General features: G+C 73.6%; 18 protein-coding genes and 1 pseudogene. 13 read left to right on the forward strand and 6 right to left on the reverse strand.

From position 1 onward, the window contains the following. Window positions 1–61: 61 nt before the first annotated feature. The 3 genes from ACGFYH_RS11340 to ACGFYH_RS11350 all read right to left on the reverse strand — a co-directional run bounded on the left by ACGFYH_RS11340 (window position 62) and on the right by ACGFYH_RS11350 (window position 1,742). The gene (locus ACGFYH_RS11340; RefSeq protein WP_393803102.1) at window positions 62–316 is read right to left on the reverse strand and encodes a gas vesicle protein K; all 255 of its coding nucleotides are present in this window, start codon (window positions 314–316) and stop codon (window positions 62–64) included. Further along, window positions 229–747, reverse strand: a complete 519-nt coding sequence (locus ACGFYH_RS11345; protein ID WP_393803103.1) for a GvpL/GvpF family gas vesicle protein — start codon at window positions 745–747, stop codon at window positions 229–231. Before ACGFYH_RS11345 ends, ACGFYH_RS11340 begins: the two co-directional genes overlap by 88 nt. Before the next feature lie 344 nt (window positions 748–1,091). Then, on the reverse strand, window positions 1,092–1,742 hold the full coding sequence (locus tag ACGFYH_RS11350; RefSeq protein ID WP_393802890.1) for a class I SAM-dependent methyltransferase: 651 nt from the start codon (window positions 1,740–1,742) through the stop codon (window positions 1,092–1,094). A gap of 776 nt (window positions 1,743–2,518) precedes the next feature. Here ACGFYH_RS11350 and ACGFYH_RS11355 point away from each other — a divergent pair. The 3 genes from ACGFYH_RS11355 (at window position 2,519) to ACGFYH_RS11365 (ending at window position 7,306) form a co-directional block, all read left to right on the forward strand. After that, the gene (locus tag ACGFYH_RS11355) at window positions 2,519–4,504 is read left to right on the forward strand and encodes a DUF1996 domain-containing protein (protein ID WP_393803104.1); all 1,986 of its coding nucleotides are present in this window, start codon (window positions 2,519–2,521) and stop codon (window positions 4,502–4,504) included. A 232-nt stretch (window positions 4,505–4,736) separates the two neighbouring features. Beyond that, on the forward strand, window positions 4,737–5,429 hold the full coding sequence (locus tag ACGFYH_RS11360; RefSeq protein WP_393802891.1) for a lytic polysaccharide monooxygenase: 693 nt from the start codon (window positions 4,737–4,739) through the stop codon (window positions 5,427–5,429). 188 nt (window positions 5,430–5,617) lie between these two features. Next, window positions 5,618–7,306 carry a hypothetical protein gene (locus ACGFYH_RS11365; RefSeq protein ID WP_393802892.1) on the forward strand — a complete coding sequence of 563 codons (1,689 nt, stop codon included), beginning with the start codon at window positions 5,618–5,620 and terminating at the stop codon, window positions 7,304–7,306. Window positions 7,307–7,359: 53 nt separating this feature from the next. Here ACGFYH_RS11365 and ACGFYH_RS11370 read toward each other — a convergent pair whose 3' ends face one another. Further along, entirely contained in the window at window positions 7,360–7,935 is a 576-nt protein-coding gene (locus tag ACGFYH_RS11370) for a TerD family protein (protein WP_393802893.1), read from the reverse strand. Between the two features lie 85 nt (window positions 7,936–8,020). Between ACGFYH_RS11370 and ACGFYH_RS11375 the strand changes: the two genes are divergently transcribed. Both ACGFYH_RS11375 and ACGFYH_RS11380 read left to right on the forward strand, forming a co-directional pair. Then, window positions 8,021–8,449, forward strand: a complete 429-nt coding sequence (locus ACGFYH_RS11375; RefSeq protein ID WP_393802894.1) for a BlaI/MecI/CopY family transcriptional regulator — start codon at window positions 8,021–8,023, stop codon at window positions 8,447–8,449. Between the two features lie 6 nt (window positions 8,450–8,455). Beyond that, a complete protein-coding gene (locus ACGFYH_RS11380; RefSeq protein ID WP_393802895.1) occupies window positions 8,456–9,388 on the forward strand; it encodes a M56 family metallopeptidase in 933 nt (310 codons plus the stop codon). A gap of 225 nt (window positions 9,389–9,613) precedes the next feature. On the opposite strand, the gene ACGFYH_RS11385 is transcribed toward ACGFYH_RS11380, so the two are convergent. Continuing rightward, window positions 9,614–10,069: a flavodoxin family protein gene (locus tag ACGFYH_RS11385; protein WP_393802896.1), complete on the reverse strand. Its 456-nt coding sequence runs from the start codon at window positions 10,067–10,069 to the stop codon at window positions 9,614–9,616. Window positions 10,070–10,143: 74 nt separating this feature from the next. Continuing rightward, on the reverse strand, window positions 10,144–10,284 hold the full coding sequence (locus ACGFYH_RS11390; RefSeq protein ID WP_393802897.1) for a hypothetical protein: 141 nt from the start codon (window positions 10,282–10,284) through the stop codon (window positions 10,144–10,146). A gap of 151 nt (window positions 10,285–10,435) precedes the next feature. Here ACGFYH_RS11390 and ACGFYH_RS11395 point away from each other — a divergent pair, with 151 nt between their 5' ends. From ACGFYH_RS11395 to ACGFYH_RS11430, 8 genes and pseudogenes are all read left to right on the forward strand, one after another. Continuing rightward, window positions 10,436–11,665 carry a phosphatidylserine/phosphatidylglycerophosphate/cardiolipin synthase family protein gene (locus ACGFYH_RS11395; RefSeq protein ID WP_393802898.1) on the forward strand — a complete coding sequence of 410 codons (1,230 nt, stop codon included), beginning with the start codon at window positions 10,436–10,438 and terminating at the stop codon, window positions 11,663–11,665. Window positions 11,666–11,676: 11 nt separating this feature from the next. Continuing rightward, a pseudogene (locus ACGFYH_RS11400) lies at window positions 11,677–11,817 on the forward strand (GNAT family N-acetyltransferase); the annotation flags it as partial. A 222-nt stretch (window positions 11,818–12,039) separates the two neighbouring features. Beyond that, on the forward strand, window positions 12,040–13,107 hold the full coding sequence (locus tag ACGFYH_RS11405) for a LacI family DNA-binding transcriptional regulator (protein WP_393803105.1): 1,068 nt from the start codon (window positions 12,040–12,042) through the stop codon (window positions 13,105–13,107). Window positions 13,108–13,155: 48 nt separating this feature from the next. Next, window positions 13,156–14,754, forward strand: a complete 1,599-nt coding sequence (locus ACGFYH_RS11410) for an FAD-dependent oxidoreductase (RefSeq protein WP_393802899.1) — start codon at window positions 13,156–13,158, stop codon at window positions 14,752–14,754. A 100-nt stretch (window positions 14,755–14,854) separates the two neighbouring features. Next, window positions 14,855–16,984 (forward strand): hydantoinase/oxoprolinase family protein, encoded by a 2,130-nt coding sequence (locus ACGFYH_RS11415; RefSeq protein WP_393802900.1) that lies wholly within the window; start codon window positions 14,855–14,857, stop codon window positions 16,982–16,984. Beyond that, entirely contained in the window at window positions 16,981–17,589 is a 609-nt protein-coding gene (locus tag ACGFYH_RS11420; protein ID WP_393802901.1) for a hypothetical protein, read from the forward strand. The genes ACGFYH_RS11415 and ACGFYH_RS11420 overlap by 4 nt, the downstream gene beginning before the upstream one ends. A 3-nt stretch (window positions 17,590–17,592) precedes the next feature. Continuing rightward, a complete protein-coding gene (locus tag ACGFYH_RS11425) occupies window positions 17,593–18,873 on the forward strand; it encodes a TRAP transporter large permease subunit (protein ID WP_393802902.1) in 1,281 nt (426 codons plus the stop codon). Window positions 18,874–18,896: 23 nt separating this feature from the next. Further along, window positions 18,897–19,901 (forward strand): twin-arginine translocation signal domain-containing protein, encoded by a 1,005-nt coding sequence (locus ACGFYH_RS11430; protein ID WP_393802903.1) that lies wholly within the window; start codon window positions 18,897–18,899, stop codon window positions 19,899–19,901. The last annotated feature ends 95 nt before the right edge of the window (window positions 19,902–19,996 follow it).

The raw sequence follows: 19,996 nt of genomic DNA on the forward strand, positions 1-19,996 counted from the left end.
CAGCGTCATCATAACGATCGCCCACACCGGGTGTCCGGGTCCGCCCCCACGCGTGGGGCCCCTACGGCTCCGGGTCCGCGAGGAGCGGGTCCAGCGGACCCAGGTCGAGGTTCGGGCCGGCGCGGCTCAGGCCGTGCTGCGCGCACAGGTCGTGCTGCGCGCACAGGTCGTCCATGCGTTCGTCGAGCAGCATGAGCGCCGTGCCGAGGCGGTCCTCCTGCCGGGCGCTCAGCGTGCCCGCGTCGAAGCGGCGCACGGCCTGGCGCTCCATGAGCCGGCGCGGCGGCTCCACCACGGTGGGGACCGGGGCGGCCAGATCGTTCGTGACCCGCTCGGGTGGTTCAGAGCGGCCAGCCGCGCCTGTACGGCGCGCGGGTCGTGGGCCTGGCGCCGGGCCTCGTGGAGCAGGTGGTCGGCGATCCACGCCGTGCCGCGCACCGGTGCGAGGGGCAGCAGGAGGAGACCGCTCACGATGCCCACGCGGTCACCGGCCGGCCGGGGTCTGTGGCGAGGGTCGACGAAGCTGTAGCACGGCAGGGGCCCGGTCACGCTGAGGGCCAGCCGGCCCCCGCAGTCCCGGGCCCGCGCCGCCACCGCCTCCCTGAACCGTGTTTCGTCGGCGGCGCGCAGCAGGACCGACGCGCTGAGCACCTGCTCGTCGTCGGTCGCACCCTGGTCCGTACGCACGGCGAGCGGGGCCAGCCGGTCGACGACGTCCCGGGCCGCGCGCCGGGCCTCGCTGCGCACACCGAGGGCGATCGCCTCACGCCAGCCGGACGTCGGCCTCGTAGTCAGGCCGCCGTCGGGTACGCGGGGCCAGGGTCCGCGGCTTGCCGTCCCGGCGCACCAGATCGGCGAAGTGGCCGGGGACCACCGTTCCCTCGGGGCGTCGGCGGGGTGCCGGGCGGCGTCACGGGCGCCCCGCACGGCACGCTCGCGCGTGGCAGTGGAAGTCGTGCGACGCCGTCGCTCGCCAGGGTCTGTCATGCTGCCCACTCCGACCGCGGGACCCGGTCCCGGCGTGCGCAGTTGCCCCGTCCGGAGCTGCCCCGGCCCTGCCTCCGGTCCGCGCCGCCCGAGGGCGAGGCGGGTCAGGCGTCCGGCACGGACCGGCGCCGGCAGTGCAGGAAGAGGTGCGGCTCCGGCCGGGCGTCAGGGTGGCGGGGGGTGAACAGCGACGCCTCCTGCTCCAGCACCTCAAGGCCGGACTCCTCGGCCAGGGCGACGAGTTCCTGTGCGGGGAAGCTGCTCACGCGTACCGGCCGGCCCATGAACGTGGCGTCGAGGCCTTCCACGTCCAGCGGCACGGTGGCCAGGACCAGGTGGCCGTCCGGCTTCAGCGACCGCACCAGAAGCCGTACGAGCTCCTTCTGCTCCCGCCGGTCCAGCTGGAGCAGTGAGAAGTACACGCAGACGGCGTCGAACGAGCCGTCCGCGAGCGGTACGTCACGGATGTCGGCGCACCGGAAGGAGGCGGCCGGAACCTGCCGTGCGGCCAGTTCCACCATGACCGGGGAGATGTCGACGCCCAGCACCTCGTGCCCGGCGTCCGCGAGGGTCTCGGCGGTGGGCCGGCCCGTGCCGCTGCCCACGTCCAGGACCCGGCTGCCCGGCGCGAGCCGGGCGAGCAGCCACTCCAGTGAGCGGCGGTGCGTCCTGGAACCGGCGAACGCCTTCTCGTACTCGGCGCCCAGCGCGTCGAACGCGGCGGCGGCCTGCGGGCGCTGCTGGTCGTCGGTCACGGCGGTCCCTTCGGTGCGGTGAGCCGGTGGCGTGGGCATCGTTCCACCGGGAGCGAGCCGCCGACAAGGGGCCCTTCGGGCGACATGCCCGCGCCGGACGTGCTGGCGGACGCCGTCCGGTGCCGTCCCCGGCTCGGCCGTCCGACGGTGCACGGCGGCCTTGACGCGGTCCGGCAGTACCTTGTCCGCCACCCCTGGGCCTGGTCTTCGCCGAGCCGGTGACCAGTTTCCCGCGGCCCTTCATGACGGCGTCGAACGCCTGCCGGGCGACCTGTGCCGGGTCGTCCTTCGCCATGGTGCCGACCTTGGTGATCTCCATCCCGGCCCGGCGGAAGCAGTCGGTCTCCGGCGGGCCCGGCATGAAGGAGGGGACCGCGACACCCGTGGCCTCGACCTCCTCCTGCAGCGCCTGGGCGAAGGACTGGACGAACGGCTTCGACGCGTCGCAGGCCGACTGGAAGGAGCCGGGGGACCTCTCCGGCTCCGTCAGCGGGGTGCTGCCGCTTGCGCGGGCCGCCGAGGCGGTCGCCCGGCTGGAGAAGGAAGAGGGCGGTCCCATCCGGCTGGTGCTGCGCCCGCAGGTGAGGGAAAGCCGAGAATTCCGGAGGCGTTTGAACGCTCCGTCCCCCGGTTCCGTATGGAGCCGGGGGCATTTCAGGTCCGAGTCCGTCACGACACAGGAGCACGCCTTGGGACACAACAGGCGCAGACGCCCGACCGGGGCGCGGCGCGCGACCTTCGGAGCGGTCGCGCTGATACTGGGGGGCAGCGGCCTGGTGGCCGTGAACGTCTTCGCCTCGGCGACCGAGTCCGGCAACACCGCCGTCCCCCTGGGCGGTTCCGGCGTCGCGGCCACCGTCGACTGCCCCGACCTGACCGAGCGGCTCACGGCCGTTCCGGAGCAGGCGAGGCCGGAGGTGGACACCGAACTCGCCCACCTCGACGAGCAGATCGCCGCGGCCTACCGCCAACTCCAGGAAGTGGCCCGCACCGCGGACGACGACACCCTCGACGAGGGCGCCGTCCTCGACCCGCTGAAGAAGGAACGGGCGGCGACGATCGAACGCATCGCCGCCGCCGTCGACAAGGCGGGCGACCGCCCCGAGGGCCTGGACACCCTGGCGCGGTGCACGCTGCGCCGCACCGAGATCGCGTCGGCGGACGCGGAGAGCGGCAGCCCCGGCCGGCAGCGGCAGGACGGCGAGGGCGAGCGGTCCGGCGACGGGGGCGGCGGAGGCGAAGGCGCCGGGAACGAGGGACAGAACGGCGACGAGGAGAACGGCGACGGACAGAACGATGGCGGGCAACAGCCCGGCAACGGTGGACAGGCGGGCAACGGCCCCGCGGCGGCGGACTACGCCGACATCGAGTCCGTCCAGCCGGGCGTCGTGCAGGCGGCCCGGAAAAAGGGAGCCTCGACCGGCTCCTTCGCCACCAGCTGCGGCGTCAACGCCGAGGGCCGGTTCAACTCGGACAACCTGATCGCCGCCCCCGGCGTCGGCAACGGCGCCCATCACTTCCACGACTACGTCGGCAACCTGGACAACGACGCCTTCTCCAGTGACGACGACCTGGCCGCCGCCGACACCAGCTGCGCCGACAAGGGCGACAAGTCCTCGTACTACTGGCCCGTGCTCCGGCTCCAGAACGGCACCGCCGAGCAGGACGACCGGTCGCCCGGCGGCGGCATCGAGGGCAACGCCGGTGAGATCGTCACGCCGGCCGAGGTCACGCTCACCTTCGTGGGCAACGAGCGGGACAAGGTCGTGGAGATGCCGCGGCTGCTGCGCATCATCACCGGCGACGCGAAGGCGTTCGTCAACGGCAACACCAACGCGAACGCCTCCTGGAGCTGCACCGGCTTCGAGGACCGGCAGCTGAAGGACAAGTACCCGTTGTGCCCCACGGGCAGCGACGTGGTGCGCACCTTCACCTTCCAGAGCTGCTGGGACGGACGCAACATCGACAGCGCCAACCACCGTACCCACATGGCCTTCGCCGCCGCCGACGGCGCCTGCCCCGAGGGCTTCCGGCCCGTTCCGCGGCTCGTGCAGCGTGTCGTCTACGACGTGGACACGCCCAGTCTCGAGGACGGGGGCAGGACCGTTCCGCTGTTCGCCGTGGACTCGTTCCCCGAGCAGCTGCACAAGCCGGTCACGGACCACAGCGACTTCATCAACGTCTTCGACGAGGACCTGATGCGGGACATGGCCGAGTGCATCAACTCCGGTCGCGAGTGCGGTCCGGACACGCCCCCGGGGTCCGAGCCCGGACAGGGCGGGGAACCGCAGGAGCAGCCGGCCGAGGACCCCGGCGCGTCCGAGGCGCCGGACGACGCGAAGGGCGAGGAGCAGCCGGGCGGCAACGGCGGCGGGCAGACCGCCCGACCCCCGGCCGAGCGGACCGCCACGGCCGCGGCACCCGCGGACACCGGCCAGGACGGGCAGACCGGCGGGGACACGTCCGCGCCCCCGGCCGAGGGCCAGGACGCCGGAGCGCCGGCGAGCGCCCGGCCCAGGGCCGCTACGACGCCCGCCGACGCCCCGGACGACGTGAGCAGTGCGGTGGCCGCACCCGCGACGACCGGGAAGACCGGCGACGGGGGCAGCGGCGGCGCCGCAGGTCCGGCTCCCGGGCCGCAGGCACAGGGCGGGCTCGCGGAGACGGGTTCCGGCCTCGGTATGTGGCCCGCGGCGGTCGGCGGCGTGCTCTTCGCCGGTGGTTGTGTGCTGCTGATCCGTTCCAGGCGGCGTGCGCTGTGACACCGGCATGACGACGGGCGAAGGGCGGCCGGGGACTACCCCGCCCGCCCTTCGCGTCGGACGCGCCGAAGGCACGATCGCGGCACGGGAACTGGCTCATTCGGAGTGTTGCCAATCCCTTCACCCGGGCGCAGCCTGTTTCCGAAGAGTCCTTGGGAGCGCTCCCATGGTGCTCCCCTCGCGCTCCCAACTCTCTGCTTCCCGCTGTCCCCCCACGTGAGAGAAGGAAGTCATGACCCATACTTGTCATGATCGCATCACATCGAAGGTCACCGGCAGGGCTCGCCGGGCGACGACCCTCGCCCTCGGCACCCTGACCGCGGCCCTGCTCACCCTGATCCCCTGGAGTGGCACCGCCGTCGCCCACGGCTCGGTCGTCGACCCCGCCTCCCGCAACTACGGCTGCTGGGAGCGCTGGGGCGACGACTTCCAGAACCCGGCCATGGCCGACGAGGACCCCATGTGCTGGCAGGCGTGGCAGGACAACCCCAACGCGATGTGGAACTGGAACGGCCTGTACCGCAACGGCTCCGCGGGCGATTTCCGGGCCGTCGTCCCGGACGGCCAACTCTGCAGCGGCGGCCGGACCGAGGGCGGACGCTACAACTCCCTCGACACCGTGGGCGCGTGGCAGACCACGGACATCACCGCCGACTTCACCCTCAAGCTGCACGACCAGGCGAGCCATGGCGCCGACTACTTCCTGGTCTACGTCACCCGGCAGGGCTTCGACCCCGCCACGCAGGCCCTGACCTGGGGTGACCTCCAGCAGGTCGCGCGCACCGGCAGGTACGCGTCCAGCCAGGACTACGAGATCCCGGTGAGCACCTCGGGGCTGAGCGGCCGGCACGTCGTCTACACGATCTGGCAGGCGTCGCACATGGACCAGACGTACTTCCTCTGCAGCGACGTCGACTTCGGCTGACCCACGCCACCCCCGCCCCCCACCCACGCCACCCCCGTCCTCCCACCCACGCCACCCCCGTCCTCCCACCCACGCCACCCCGTCCCCCCACCCCCGCCGGGCGCGGCGCGCCCGGCGGGGACACCGGCCGGTGCGGCCGGCCGCCGAAGTGCTCAGCGGCCGTGCCCGTCTGCGGTATACGTCCCTTCATGGACTACTACGACCTGGGCAGCCACGGCCGCCCGGTGACGACCGCGTCGCCCGAGGCCCAGCGGTGGTTCGACCGTGGGCTGGTGTGGACGTACGCCTTCCACCATGAAGAGGCCGTCGCGTGTTTCGAGGCCGCCGTCGTGGCGGACCAGGACTGCGCCATGGCCCACTGGGGCATCGCCCACGCACTCGGGCCCAACTACAACAAGCCGTGGGAGGCCTTCGACGCCCAGGAGCTGGCCCGGACCGTCGACCGCACCCACGCCGCCGTCGAGCGCGCTCACGACCTGGCCGCCCGGGCCACTCCGGTCGAGCGCGCCCTGATCGGCGCCCTGCGCGCCCGCTACCCGCAGGCGAGCGCCGTCGAGAACTGCTCGGTGTGGAACGCGCCGTACGCCGACGGCATGCGCGCCGTGTACGAACTGGCCCCCGACGACCTGGACGTGGCCGCCCTCTACGCCGACGCCCTGATGAACCTGACGCCCTGGCAGCTGTGGGACCTGCGCACGGGACTGCCCGCCGAGGGCGCGCGCACCCTGGCGGCGAAGGAGGTACTGGACCGGGCCCTGGCCGCCGACGGCGGCCGCGAACACCCCGGCGTCCTGCACCTCTACGTCCACCTGATGGAGATGTCCCCCACTCCCGAGGCGGCCCTCACCGTGGCCGACCGGCTGCGCGGCCTGGTCCCCGACGCCGGGCATCTCCTGCACATGCCGTCACACCTCGAAGTGCTGTGCGGCGACTACCGCCGCGTGGTGTCGGACAACGACGCCGCCATCGCCGCCGACGAGAAGTACCGCGCGCGGTCGGGGGTCATGAACTTCTACACCCTCTACCGCTCGCACAACCACCACTTCCGGATCTACGGCGCGATGTTCCTGGGCCAGTGCGAGGTGGCCCTCGAGGCCGCGGCCCGGCTGGAGGAGTCCGTTCCCGAGGAACTGCTGCGGGTGGAGAGCCCGCCGATGGCCGACTGGCTCGAAGGCTTCCCGGCCATGCGGGTGCACGTCCTGATCCGGTTCGGCCGCTGGGAGGACATCCTCGCCCTGCCGCTGCCGGCCGACCCGCGCCTGTACTGCGTGACGACCGCGATGCTGCACTACGCCCGCGGCGTCGCCCTCTCGGCCACCGGCCGGGTCACGGAGGCGCAGGCCGAACGCCACCTGTTCCGCGAGGCGGTCGCCCGGGTTCCGGAGTCCCGCACGCTGTTCAACAACACCTGCGCCGACATCCTCGCCATCGCATCGGCCATGCTCGACGGTGAGCTGGAGTACCGCAGGGGCGACCACGACGCCGCCTTCGCCGCCCTGGAACGCTCGATCGAGCTGGACGACAACCTCCCCTACGACGAGCCCTGGGGCTGGATGCAGCCCACCCGGCACGCCTACGGTGCCCTGCTCCTGGAACAGGGCCGGATCGCCGAGGCCGAGGCGGTCTACCGGGCCGACCTGGGCCTGGACGACACCCTGCCCCGCCCGCTCCAGCACCCTGTCAACGTCTGGGCCCTGCACGGACTCCACGAGTGCCTGGTGCGGCTGGGCAGGGCGGGGGAGGCGCGGATCGTGGCGCAGCAGTTGAGGCTTGCCGCCGCCCTGGCGGACGTACCGGTCGAGGCGTCCTGCTTCTGCCGCCTCGGCAGCGCCCCCGCCACCGGTCGCGGGGGCGGCTGCTGTGCCACGGACCACTGACCCCGGCGGGTCCGTCGCCGGGGTCAGGCCCCGGCGACGGAGACGGCGGAGGGTCAGACGTTGACGCCGAAGTCCGCGGCGATGCCCGCGAGGCCCGAGGCGTATCCCTGCCCGACCGCGCGGAACTTCCACTCGGCGCCGTGCCGGTACAGCTCGCCGAAGACCATCGCGGTCTCGGTCGAGGCGTCCTCGGACAGGTCGTAGCGGGCCAGTTCCTGGTTGCCCGCCTGGTTGACGACCCGGATGAAGGCGTTGCGGACCTGGCCGAAGCTCTGCCCCCGGTTCTCCGCGTCGTGGATGGAGACCGGGAAGACGATCCGGTCCACCTCGGCCGGGACCGCGGCGAGGTTCACCTTGACCGCCTCGTCGTCGCCCTCGCCCTCGCCGGTGAGGTTGTCACCGGTGTGCTCGACCGAGCCGTCCGGGCTGGTGAGGTTGTTGTAGAAGACGAAGTGCCCGTCCGAGAGCACCTTGCCCGACGCGTCGAGGAGCAGCGCGGAGGCGTCGAGGTCGTAGTCGGTGCCGGTCGTGGTGCGCACGTCCCAGCCCAGACCGACCAGTACGGCGGTCAGACCGGGCGCCTCCTTGCTGAGCGAGACGTTGCCGCCCTTGGCCAGGGAAACTCCCACTGCGTTCTCCTTCGTCACGTCTGCTGATCACGGTCGTGTGCCTGCCCGCTAATCTACAACACTGTAGAAAAAGGGCTTCTGTACGATGTCGCCCCCGAAGACGATGGGCGGCGGAAGGAGGCGGGCCGTGACCGATGACCGGCGTCCGCGGCGGCGGGGACAGGGCGAACTGGAGGCGCTGGTGCTCTCCGCACTGCGCGCGGCGGACGGCCCCGCGACCGCCGGCTGGGTGCAGGAGCACCTCGGCGGTGACCTGGCCTACACCACGGTGATCACGATCCTGACCCGGCTGCGGGAGAAGGGCGCCGTCAGCCGGGAGCGCGCGGGCCGGTCCTTCGCCTGGACGCCCGCCTCGGACCGGGCGGGACTGGCGGCACGGAAGATGCGCAAGGTGCTGGACGCCGAGAGCGACCGGGAAGCGGTGCTGGCCAGCTTCGTCACCGGCCTCGAACCGGATGACGAGCGGCTGCTGCGCGAACTGCTGGGGCACGCCCGTGCCGCGGAGGGCGGCTGACACCGCATGGGGGTCTTCGTCTTCCTGCCACTGGTCCTGCCGTTGACGGCGTGGCCGATCGCCAGGCTGGCCGAGCAGCACCTGCACCCGCGGACCGCGACCGGGCTGCTCACCGTCGTCGCGGCCGTGATGGCCCTGTGCAGCGCGGTCTGCCTGGCCCTGGTGATGGTGGTCGGCACCGCGCAACTGCCGGGCAACCCCCTGCCCGACGGCTGGTCGGACCCCGAGGTGCGGGCGGCGGTGCCCTACGACGAGGTCGTCGGCAAGGCGGCCATTCCCGCGCTGGGAGCGGTGGTCGCGGCCTCGGCACGTGCCCTGTGGCGGCACGGCCGGGTGCGTCGCCGCGCCCATCGGGCCCTGGCCGGACTGCCGGGCACCGGGGTGGCCGTACTGCCGGACGAGGTGCCCTACGCGTACGCGCTGCCCGGTGGACGCCGGGGCCGCGTGGTGGTGAGCACGGCGCTGCTCGACTGCCTCGGACCGGGCGAGCGACGCGCGCTCTTCGCCCACGAGCGTGCCCACCTCGCCGCCCGGCACCACCGTTACCTGCTCGCCGTCCGGCTGGCCGCGCTGGCCAACCCGTTCCTGCGCCCCCTGCGGACCGCCGTGTCCTACACGGCGGAGCGGTGGGCGGACGAGGCGGCCGCACGGGCGGTCGGCGACCGGCGCGCGGTGGCGACCGCGATCGGCAAGGCGGCCCTCGTCTCCCGTGGCACCCCCGTCGCCACCCTCGCCGGCCTCGCGGCGCCCGGCCCGGTGCCGCGCCGGGTGGCGGCCCTGCTCGGCCCGGCCCCCGCGGTCCGCACCTGGCCCCCGGTGTTCACGTCGGTGGGCCTCGCGGCCTGGGGCGCGGCCGCCGGGACCGCCGTCTCGGCGATGTCGTCGGCGAACGCCGCCGTCACGATGTTCCTCATCCTCCGGGCCGCGACACCCATCTGAGCGCGCTTCTCCCCGTGGACGCCGGGACCACGCCGACCGCGCACCGCTGCCCCCTTGTCGTGCGGACGCGCAGAGTCCCGACCGCAGACCCGGCCGCGAAGGTTCACCGCGTGGACGCCGAGATCACCGCTACCGGGCGGGCCGCCCGCCCCCGCGTCCGTATCCCCGGCACGCCGGCCGGGCAGCCCCGGGAGGGGGCGGTGCCGCGCCCGGCCCGGCGGGGCCTCAGCCGGCCATGAGCCCGGCGGCGAGCGTGGCCCCCAGTTCCCAGCAGGCCTCCAGATCGGCCTTGCCGGGCTCACCGACCACGCTCACCGCCGACGCCGCCCGCTGCCAGCCGAGGCCCGTCGTGACCGACTCGATGCCGCGCACCGCGCCGGTGGTGTCGCTGCCGCCGTGCACGTAGCAGCCGAAGGGCCGGCCGCGTGTCTCGTCCAGGCAGGGGTAGTAGACCTGGTCGAAGAAGTGCTTCAGGGCCCCGGACATGTACCCCAGGTTGGCCGGTGTGCCCAGCAGGTACCCGTCGGCCTCCAGCACGTCGAGCGCGGTGGCCGCGAGCGCCGCCCGCCGCACCACCCGCACTCCCTCGATCTCCGCCGCGGTCGCCCCGGACACGACGGCTTCCAGCAGCGCCTGACAGTTCGGCGACGGCGTGTGATGCACGATCAGCAAAGTAGCCACGCCCGAACCCTGCCGCCCAGCCCCCGCCGGCCGCAAGAAACGCGCCCGGGTGCGACCGCTTCCTCGCGAACCGCTCACCGGCCGCTCCCGTCACCGCCGGCCACCGGCCCCTCCTCGCCGCCGAGCCGGATCTCGCGCCCGGCCCGGCGTCCGCGCAGCCACCGGTCGCGGCCGGTGACGACGGCGGCGCCGGAGACGTCGTCCCCACCCGCCATGTCCGGGGCTCCTCGTCACGCGATCAACGTCTCACCCAGCCCGGCAGCCGGGCCCGGGAGGACACCGGTAAAGTCGGCTCGCCGCTCAGCCCGTGCCGGACCGGGCACCGCGGCCCGACGTTTCCTCGTAGTGTTCCGGCCAGGGAATGCCATGACCAGTACGCAGGAGCCGCCCGAGCTGACCCCGTCGGCCCCGAAGGCTCCGGACGCGTCCTCCGCCCCGGCCGGTGACCGGGTCGCCCGCATACGCCGGCGGCTGGAGCGGCTGATCGGCATCGCGGCCACCGAGGGCAACGCGCTCACCGTCCTGCGCAACGGCGACGAGATCTTCGCCGCCATGCTGGCCGGTATAGCCCGTGCCGAGCACACGGTCGACATGATGACCTTCGTGTACTGGAAGGGCGACATCGCCCGCCGGTTCGCCGACGCCCTCGCGGAACGGGCCCGTGCCGGAGTCCGGGTGCGGCTGCTGCTGGACGGCTTCGGCAGCCGGCTCATCGAGGCCGACCAACTGCGGACGATGGAGCGGGCCGGCGTGCAGGTGGCGTGGTTCCGCAAGCCGCTGTACCTCTCCCCGCTCAAGCAGAACCACCGCTGTCACCGCAAGGTCCTCCTCGTCGACGAGGAGACCGCCTTCACCGGCGGCGTGGGGATCGCCGAGGAGTGGTGCGGCGACGCGCGCAACGAGAACGAGTGGCGTGACACCCACGTCGAACTGCGCGGACCCGCGGTGGACGGTATCGCCGCCGCGTTCGCGCAGAACTGGGCCGAGTGCCACGACGAGCTCTTCGACGACCGGGACCGCTTCATCGGGCACAGCCCGCAGGGCGGCGCCGTCGTACAGGTGGTCCGCGGTTCGGCCAGCTTCGGCTGGCAGGACCTGCAGACCCTGATCCGCGTGATGCTGGATTCGGCCGAGGAGCGCTTCCGCCTGGCCACCGCCTACTTCGCGCCGGACGCGTTCTTCGTCGAACTCCTCTGCGCCACCGCCCGGCGCGGCGTCGAGGTGGAGATCGTGCTGCCCGGCCCGCACACCGACAAGCGGGTGTGCCGGCTGGCGGGCCAGCACTACTACGAGGACCTCATGGCCTGCGGGGTGAAGATCTACGAGTACCGTCCGACGATGATGCACGCCAAGGTCATCACCGTCGACGGGATCGCCGCGCTGATCGGCTCGACCAACTTCAACCGCCGTTCGCTCGATCACGACGAGGAGGTCATGCTCGCCGTCCTCGACCCGGAGTTCACCGCGACGCTGGACGGGCACTTCGACGCGGACCGGGCGGTCAGCGATCCGATCGCGGCGAGCGGCTGGAAGAAGCGCTCCGCGGCCCAGCGGGCTCGTGAGCTGGCGGTCCGGCCCCTGCGCCGCTTCCTCTGAACGGCTTCGGCTTCCGCTTCACCCGGCCCTTCGCCCGCGGCACCGGGCTCACCATCGACGTCCCGGACGAGGCCCTGGCGGCCCTCACCCTCGACGCCGCCCGCCCGCTGCCCGCGGGCACCGTCCGGTACACGGCACCGTTCGGCAGCTGATCCACGGCCTGACCGGGAGCCGATCCCCGGCCGGCCCGGCCACCCCGTGGGCCGACGGGAACGCGGTCCCGCCGACCCACGGCGTCTTTCTCGGCCCAAACCCTTGACCCGACCCGAGCGGTCCTTCACATTACTCGTTAATGCGCATTAGGTAATGCGCATTAACGAGCGAGGGGAGCAGCGGTGGCGAAGGAAGCGGCGGGGCGCGCGAGACCGGGGCGGATCCCCGCGCCGGCGGGCCGGCGGGCCCGGCCGAGGCAGGCGGAGGTGGCCGGGCTCGCGGGTGTCTCGCAGGCGACGGTGTCCCTGGTCCTCTCCGGACGCGACATCGCGACGGGGCGGCCGATCTCGGCGGAGACCCGGGCGAAGGTCCTGGACGCCGCCCACCGTCTCGGCTACGTCCCGGACCCGGCCGCCAGCCGGCTCGCCGCCGCCCGCAACAACCTGCTCGGCGTCTTCAGCTTCACCGCGACCTTCCCGACCGACGTCCGTCACTCGTACTACCCGTTCCTCGTCGGCGTCGAGCAGGAAGCCGCCTCGCAGGGCTACGACCTGGTGCTGTTCACCGGGTCGAGCACCGGGGGAGCGGGCGCGACCGGGGCCGGGGCGCTCAACCGCGTACGGCTGGCGGACGGCTGCCTCTTCCTGGGCCGTCACGCGCCCGCGGACGAACTGCGCCGCCTGGTGGCCGACGGCTTCCCGGTCGTGCACGTCGGCCGGCGCGACGAGCCGGAGGGCCTCGCCTGGGTCGGTGCCGACTACGTCAGCGCCAGCCGCGAGGTCGTCACCGAGCTCGCCGGGCTGGGCCACCGCCGCGTCGTCCTCGTCCGCGAGGACGACGACGCACCCGCCTCCACCGACCGTGAACGCGGCTTCCTCGCCGGGCTCGCGGAAAGCGGCCTGCCCGCCGGCCACGACGCGGTGTTCCGCTCCGGCGACCCGCGCCGCCACCTCACCGCCGACCGGATCCGGGCCTGGCTCGCCGACGGCGTCACCGCCTTCGTCGCCGAGGAGACCGACACCGGCGCCGTCTGGCGGGCCCTGCGCGCCGCCGTCGACGAGGCGGGCCTGGACTGCCCCGGCCAGGTGTCGCTGGCACTGCTCGGCAGCCCGCCCGCCGACCTCGCGGACGCACCGGCGCCGATGGGCTTCGACATCCCGCGCCCCGCGCTGGGCGCCGAGGCCGTACGGCTGCTCGCCGCCCGCGTCGCGGGCGAGCCCGCCCGGGGCACGCTCGTCGCCTGCGCCTTCAGGCCGGGCGCGACCGCCGGCCCACCGGCCACCCCCTGACCGCGTCACCCGACCCGGAACCCACCACACCCCCCGAGGAGCAGCAGCGTGATACCGGAACCCGACATCCTCGTCGTCGGCGGCGGCCTCGGCGGCGTCGCCGCGGCCCTCGCCGCCTGCCGGGCCGGCCGCAGCGTCGTCCTGACCGAGGAGACGGACTGGATCGGCGGCCAGCTCACCAGCCAGGCCGTGCCACCCGACGAACACCCGTGGGTCGAACAGTTCGGCACCACCGCCACCTACCGGCAACTGCGGGAGGGCATCCGCGACTACTACCGCCAGTGGTATCCGCTGCGCGCCGAGGCTCGGGCACTCACCGACCTCAACCCGGGCGCCGGCCGGGTCAGCAAGCTCTGCCACGAGCCGCGCGTCGCCCTCGCCGTCCTGGAGGGCATGCTCGCCCCGCACCGGGCGGCCGGACGCCTCACCGTCCTCACCGAGCACCGTCCGGTGGCCGCCGAGGCCGACAACGATGTCGTACGGGCCGTCACCCTTGAGAACCTCCGCGACGGCACCCGTCGCACCGTCCCCGCCCGCTACGTCCTGGACGCCACCGAGACCGGCGAGCTGCTGCACCTCGCCGGTGTCGAGCACGTCGACGGGGCCGAGTCCCGGGCCGAGTTCGACGAACCGCACGCTCCCGACGAGGCCCAGCCGGGCAACCAGCAGGGCATCACCGTCTGCTTCGCCCTCTCCCACCACGAGGGCGAGGACCACACCGTCGACCGCCCCGCCGACTACGACTTCTGGCGCGACTACAAGCCCGGCTTCTGGCCCGGCCCGCTGCTCGGCTTCGAGGCCCCCGACCCGCGCACCCTCGAACCGGTGGCGCGCACCTTCGAACCCAACCCCGACCTCGACCCGCTCGCCGTCAGCGCCGACCAGAGCGCCGACGCGGGCGACAAGGAGCTGTGGGGCTTCCGCCGCATCCTCGCCCGCAAGCTGCACACCGACGGAGCCTTCGACTCGGACATCACGCTCGTCAACTGGCCGCTCAACGACTACTGGCTCAAGCCCTACGTCGGCCAGGAGGCCGAGGCCCTGCGCGAGGCACGCCAGCTGTCCCTGTCGGTGCTGTACTGGCTGCAGACCGAGGCGCCCCGCACGGACGGCGGCACCGGTTTCCCGGGCCTGCGTCCGCGCCCCGACGTGACCGGCACCGCCGACGGCCTCGCCAAGGCGGCCTACGTCCGCGAGTCCCGTCGTATCAAGGCCGTCACCACCGTCACCGAGCACGACGTCGCCATCGACCTGATCGGGCCCTACGGCCGCACCCGTCACCGCGACTCCGTGGGCGTCGGCAACTACCGCATCGACCTGCACCCCTCCACCGGCGGGGACGGCTACGTGGACATCGGCTCAGTCCCCTTCGAGATCCCGCTCGGCGCCCTCGTGCCGCGCCGGGTGCGCAACCTGCTGCCGGCCGGCAAGAACCTCGGCACCACCCACATCACCAACGGCTGCTACCGCCTGCACCCGGTCGAGTGGAACGTCGGCGAGGTCGCAGGCGCCCTCGCCGCGCACTGCCTCGCCGAGGACGTCGAGCCGCACGAGGTGCAGGCCGAGGACAAGAGGTTCGAGGAGTTCGCCAAGGTGCTCGACCGCGACGGCGTACAGCGTCACTGGCCCGACATCAGGGGCTACTGAACGAGCCCGCGCACGGCGGATGTCGGGCGGGACAGCACCACCTGCCCCGCCCGGTGACCGCCCGCGCGTGGACCGACCCAGCACAAGGAGGTGCCCGGACATGACCACCCACCGCATCCGCGTCGGCATCGACGTGGGCGGAACCTTCACCGACGCCGTGGCGGTCGACGCCACGACGCTCAGGCTCGTGGGCCAGGTGAAGGTCCCCACGAGCCATCATCACGAGGACGGCGTCGCACACGGCATCGTCGAGGCACTCGACCGGCTGCTGAAGCAGACCGAACACGCACCCGCCGACGTGGCCTTCCTGGCGCACGGCACGACCCAGGCTACCAACGCCCTGCTGGAGGGCGACGTCGCCACCGTCGGCCTGCTCGGCATCGGCACGGGCGGCGGGACGTACTTCACCCGCAGGCTGGCCTCGCTCGCCAAGCTCGAACTCACCCCCGGCAAACGGCTGCCGCTGCACTACGCGCACGTGCCCGACCCCGAGGACGCCCCCGCACTGCGGGCCGCCGTCGAACAGCTCACGGCCGCCGGTGCCCAGGCCCTGGTGGCCAGCGAACCCTTCGGCGTCGACCGGCCCGAGGGCGAGGACGCGGTCGCCGGGGCGGCCCGCGCCACCGGCCTGCCGACCACCGCCGCACACGAGATCACCTCCCTGTACGGGCTGCGCAAACGCACCCGCACCGCCGTCGTCAACGCGGCGATCCTGCCGCGCATGCTGGCCACCGCCGACCTCGTCGACACCTCCATCACCAAGGCGGGTGTCACCTCGCCGCTGATGGTGATGCGCTGCGACGGGGGAGTGATGTCCCTGGACGAGATGCGCCGCAGGCCCCTGCTGACCGTGCTGTCCGGCCCGGCCGCCGGTGTCGCCGGGGCGCTCATGCGGGAACGCGTCAGCGAGGGCGTGTTCCTGGAGACGGGCGGCACCTCGACCGACATCAGCGTCGTCAAGCGCGGCAGGGTCGCGGTACGGCATGCCGTCCTGCTCGGCCGGAGCTCCTACCTCAACGCCCTCGACGTCCGCACCGTCGGCGTCGGCGGCGGCTCCATGGTGCGCGTCGCGGGCGGCCGGGTCACCGGCACCGGGCCCCGCAGCGCGCACATCGCCGGGCTGCCGTACGCCTGTTACGCGGACCCGGCCGACCTGCGGGACGCGAAGCTGACCACCGTCAGCCCGCTGCCCGGCGACCCCGCCGACTACGCCGTGCTCGACGCGGCCGGCGGCCGGTTCGCGCTCACCATGACCTGCGCCGCCAACGCGCTCGGCCGGGTCCCCGAGGGCGACTTCGCCCACGCCCATCCCGACACCGCCCGCGCCGCGCTGGCCCCGCTCGCCGCCGCCCTCGGCACCGACCTGCCCACCGCCGCCACCCGCCTCCTGGACGCCGGAACCGACCAGGTGCGGTCCGTCGTGGACGACCTGGTGCGCGAGTACCGTCTCGACACGGACACCGCCGTCCTGGTCGGCGGAGGGGGCGGTGCCGCCTCCGTCACCCCGCACCTGGCCACCCGCACCGGCATGACCGGCCGCATCGCCCGCGACAACGAGGTCATCAGCCCCATCGGTGTCGCCCTCGCACTGGTCCGCGAACAGGTCGAGCGGATCGTGCCGGGCGCGACCCAGGAGCAGATCCTCGCCGTGCGCGCCGAGGCCGAGCGTGCCGTGGTGGAGCAGGGTGCCGCAGCCGACGGCGTCGAGGTCGAGGTCACCGTCGATCCGCAGACCAACGTCGTACGCGCCATCGCCACCGGCGCGACCGAACTGCGCACCCAGGACCGGGCCCACCGGGCCGACGACGCCGAGCGTCTGCGCCTGGCCGCCACCAGCCTCAAGACCGACCCGTCGAAGGTGCACGTGCTCGCGGGCACCTCCGCGCACACCGTCTACGGCGCCGAGGTCCACCGCCGATTCCGGCCGGTCCGCCACCCGGTCCGGGTCGTGGACGCCGACGGTGTCGTACGCCACCACGCGTCCGACGCCCGGGTCGAGGCGACCACCGTCGCGGCCGCACCCGAGGTCCTGGCCAAGCTGGTGGCCGAGAACACCTCCTACGGCGACGGCGGCGTCCGTGCCCCCGCCGTGCGGCTGCTGCTCGGTTCCCGCATCGCCGACCTGTCCGGCGTACTGGACCCGCAGCCGCTGCTCGCCCTCGCCCGCAGCGAGCTGCGCGCCCGCGCCGCCGACGAACCGGTCGTGGCCGTCCTGGAGGTGCGCGCATGACCGTCCAGGACGCCCCCGCACCGGCGGACCTCGCCGCCACCGACGACATCGGATGGGCCGTACGCCTGCTGGCCGCCACCCCGACCCACGAGCACCGCGATCCGGAGCTGCTGCGCCGGTGGGCGCGTGCGGCCGACGCGTACGGCGCCGCACTCGCGCCCGTCGAGTGCACCGCGCGGATCGTGGAGAGCGACGGAGGGCTCGCGCTGGGGCTGCTGGCCCGGTACACGTCCAGACCGCCCACGGTCGAGCTGTTCACCGACACGATCGGACTCGCCGAACGGGTCGTCGACGCCCGCGGCTGGCGGGCCTGGTACCCGCCCGGCTCGATACGGGCCGCCGCACTCGCCCACGAGGCGGTGCACGTCCATCTCCACCACGGCCCCGGCAGGACCGCGCTGAAGCGAGCCCTCGGCCACAGCGCCCTGCGGCTGGGCCGGCTGCGCGTGCCCGGCCATGTCGCCGGCGCCGAGGAGGTGGCGGCGCACGCCCACGCCCGTACCGTCTGCGGACTCGGCCGGAGCCCGCTGCTGCTGACCGCCGCCCTGGCCGCCGAGACCGAGACCGCCCCGCCACCCGCGCCCGACGCAAGAAGAGAGAACTGACCCATGGGTGTCGTCATCCTTTTCGTCATGGCGGCCGGCGTCGCCGCGATGCTCACCCGCAAGCTCCCCACCGCCTTCGCGCTTGTCCTGCTGGCCGTGGCCATCGCCTTCCTCTCCGGCGCGCCCCTGACCGGTGAGAACAGCGTCCTGGACACGGTGCTCCAGGAGGGCGCCCCGGCGCTCGCGGCGACGATGGTCGCCATCATCCTCGGCTCCTGGCTCGGCAAGCTCCTCGACGAGACCGGCATCGCCGGCACCCTCGTCCGCAAGATCGTGGAGTTCGGCGGCGACCGGCCCACCGTCGTCGCCCTCGGTGTCCTCGCCGTCTCCGCGCTCGTCGGCACCGTCACCGGCTCGGCGCCCGCCGCGATGCTGGCCGGCATCATCGGCATCCCCGCCATGGTCGCCGTCGGCGTGCCCAAGGTGACGGCCGCGGGCACCGTGCTGATGGGCATCGCGGTCGGTGTCCCCTTCGAACTGCCCGTCTGGCAGTTCTTCTCCACCGCCCTCGACCTGCCCGTCGACACCGTCCGCGGCTTCATGGTGAAGCTGTTCCCCTTCGCGCTCGCCGCCGCCGTCGCCTACGTGGTCATCGAGAACCGGCGGCGCGGCACCGAGCACGCCTGGTCGCTCAAGTCGGTGTCCGCACGCCCGGCGCCGCGCCGCGAACGCCTCGGCGACGCCCCCTGGTACGCGCTGCTCGCTCCCGTCGTCCCGCTGGTCCTGGCCCTCGGCCTGGACGTGGCCATCATCCCCTCCATGCTGGCCGGCGTGCTCTACGCGCTGGTCACCACCACCCGTCCCGGCGAGATGAACAAGCGGCTGCTGCGCACCCTGTACGGCGGCTTCGAGGTGGCCGCGCCACCGCTCGCCCTGTTCGTGGCGATCGGCATCCTGCTCGCGGCCGTCAGACTCCCCGGCGCGGTGGACGCGCTGGAGCCGCTGGTGAAGGCGGTCAGCCCGCACAACCCGGTGCTGTTCGTCATCGTCTTCACCCTGCTGGTGCCGCTGTGCCTGTACCGCGGTCCCCTCAACGTGTTCGGGCTGGGCGCGGGCATCGCGGGCGTCCTCATCGCCACCGGCATCTACCCGGCCGTCGCCGTCCTCGGTATGGCCACCTCGTACAACCAGGTCTTCGGCGTCGCCGACCCGACCAGCACGCAGACCGTGTGGGCCGCCCAGTACGCGGGCGTCGGCCCGCAGCAGGTCATGGCCCGCACCCTGCCCTACGTGTGGCCGGTCGCCCTGGGCGGCATGTGCGTCACCGCCGCCCTGTACCTCTGACACCACCTCTCCCAGGAGTCGACATGCACGAGCCGCACCTCGACCGCCGTCTGTTCCTGAAGGGCACGGCCGTCACGGGCGCCGCCCTCGCCCTGGGCGCCACCACCGCGCCCACCGTGTCCGCCGCGCCGGGCGGCTTCCCCGACTACACGTACGTCCGCACCCTGCTGACCCCGTCCCGGCTCGCCTACAACCCCACCGGCGAGATCATCTTCCCGACCGTCCGCGGCGTCTACGACCGGCTGCCCGCGAGCGGCCGGCTCGGCCGCTACTACCTGTACTACGCCCCGCACGACGCCCCCGGCGGCATCTGCCTGGCCTACGGCGACTCGCTGGAGGGCCCGTTCACGGAGCACCCCGACAACCCGATCGTCTCCCACGACTGGTCGCCGCACTACTCCGTCAGCCACGTCTCCTCGCCGCACGTGATGTGGCACGCCGGGAGGAAGGAGATGTGGCTGTACTTCCACGGTGAGAACACCACGACCAGGCTCGCCCGTTCCGCCGACGGCGTCCACTTCGCGTACGACAAGGTCGTGCTGAACACATCGATGCTGCCGTCCGGCACCACCGAGACCTCGTACGCGCGGGTCTTCCCGCACGAACTGCCCTCCCGCGGCGCCCACTACGTCATGGTGTTCATGATCAACAACACGGCCAACCACCGTGACATCGGCTGGGGCTGGTCCGCGGACGGCCGCGGCTGGACGTTCTCCCAGGAGTCCCTGGTGCGCCACGGCGACGTCGGCGCGGTCAACGTGGGCGGCCCGCACCTGCTGCACCGCGACGACAGCACCTACGTCGTCTACAACAAGGACAAGGAGAGCGGCGGCGACCTGATGATCACCGAGGTCGGCAACGACTTCTCGCTCCGCCGGCACCTCGGGGTCTTCTACGACTCGCGCGGCTCCGCGCCGGAGAACGGCCGCGCCGCCTCCCCGTCCTTCGGCACCGACCACGGCGTCCCCTACATGATCTACGAGGCGGGGGAGCGCCTCGCGGGTTCGATAGCGATGGCCCGCGGCTGACCCCCGGCCCGGCCCCCGCCCCCCCCCCCCGGGCCCCCCCCCCGGCCCCCCCCGGGGGCCCCCCCGGCGGGGCCCGGGGGGGGGGGGGCGCCCGG

It is taken from the genome of Streptomyces sp. NPDC048392, assembly GCF_043200575.1.
GTDB lineage: Bacteria > Actinomycetota > Actinomycetes > Streptomycetales > Streptomycetaceae > Streptomyces.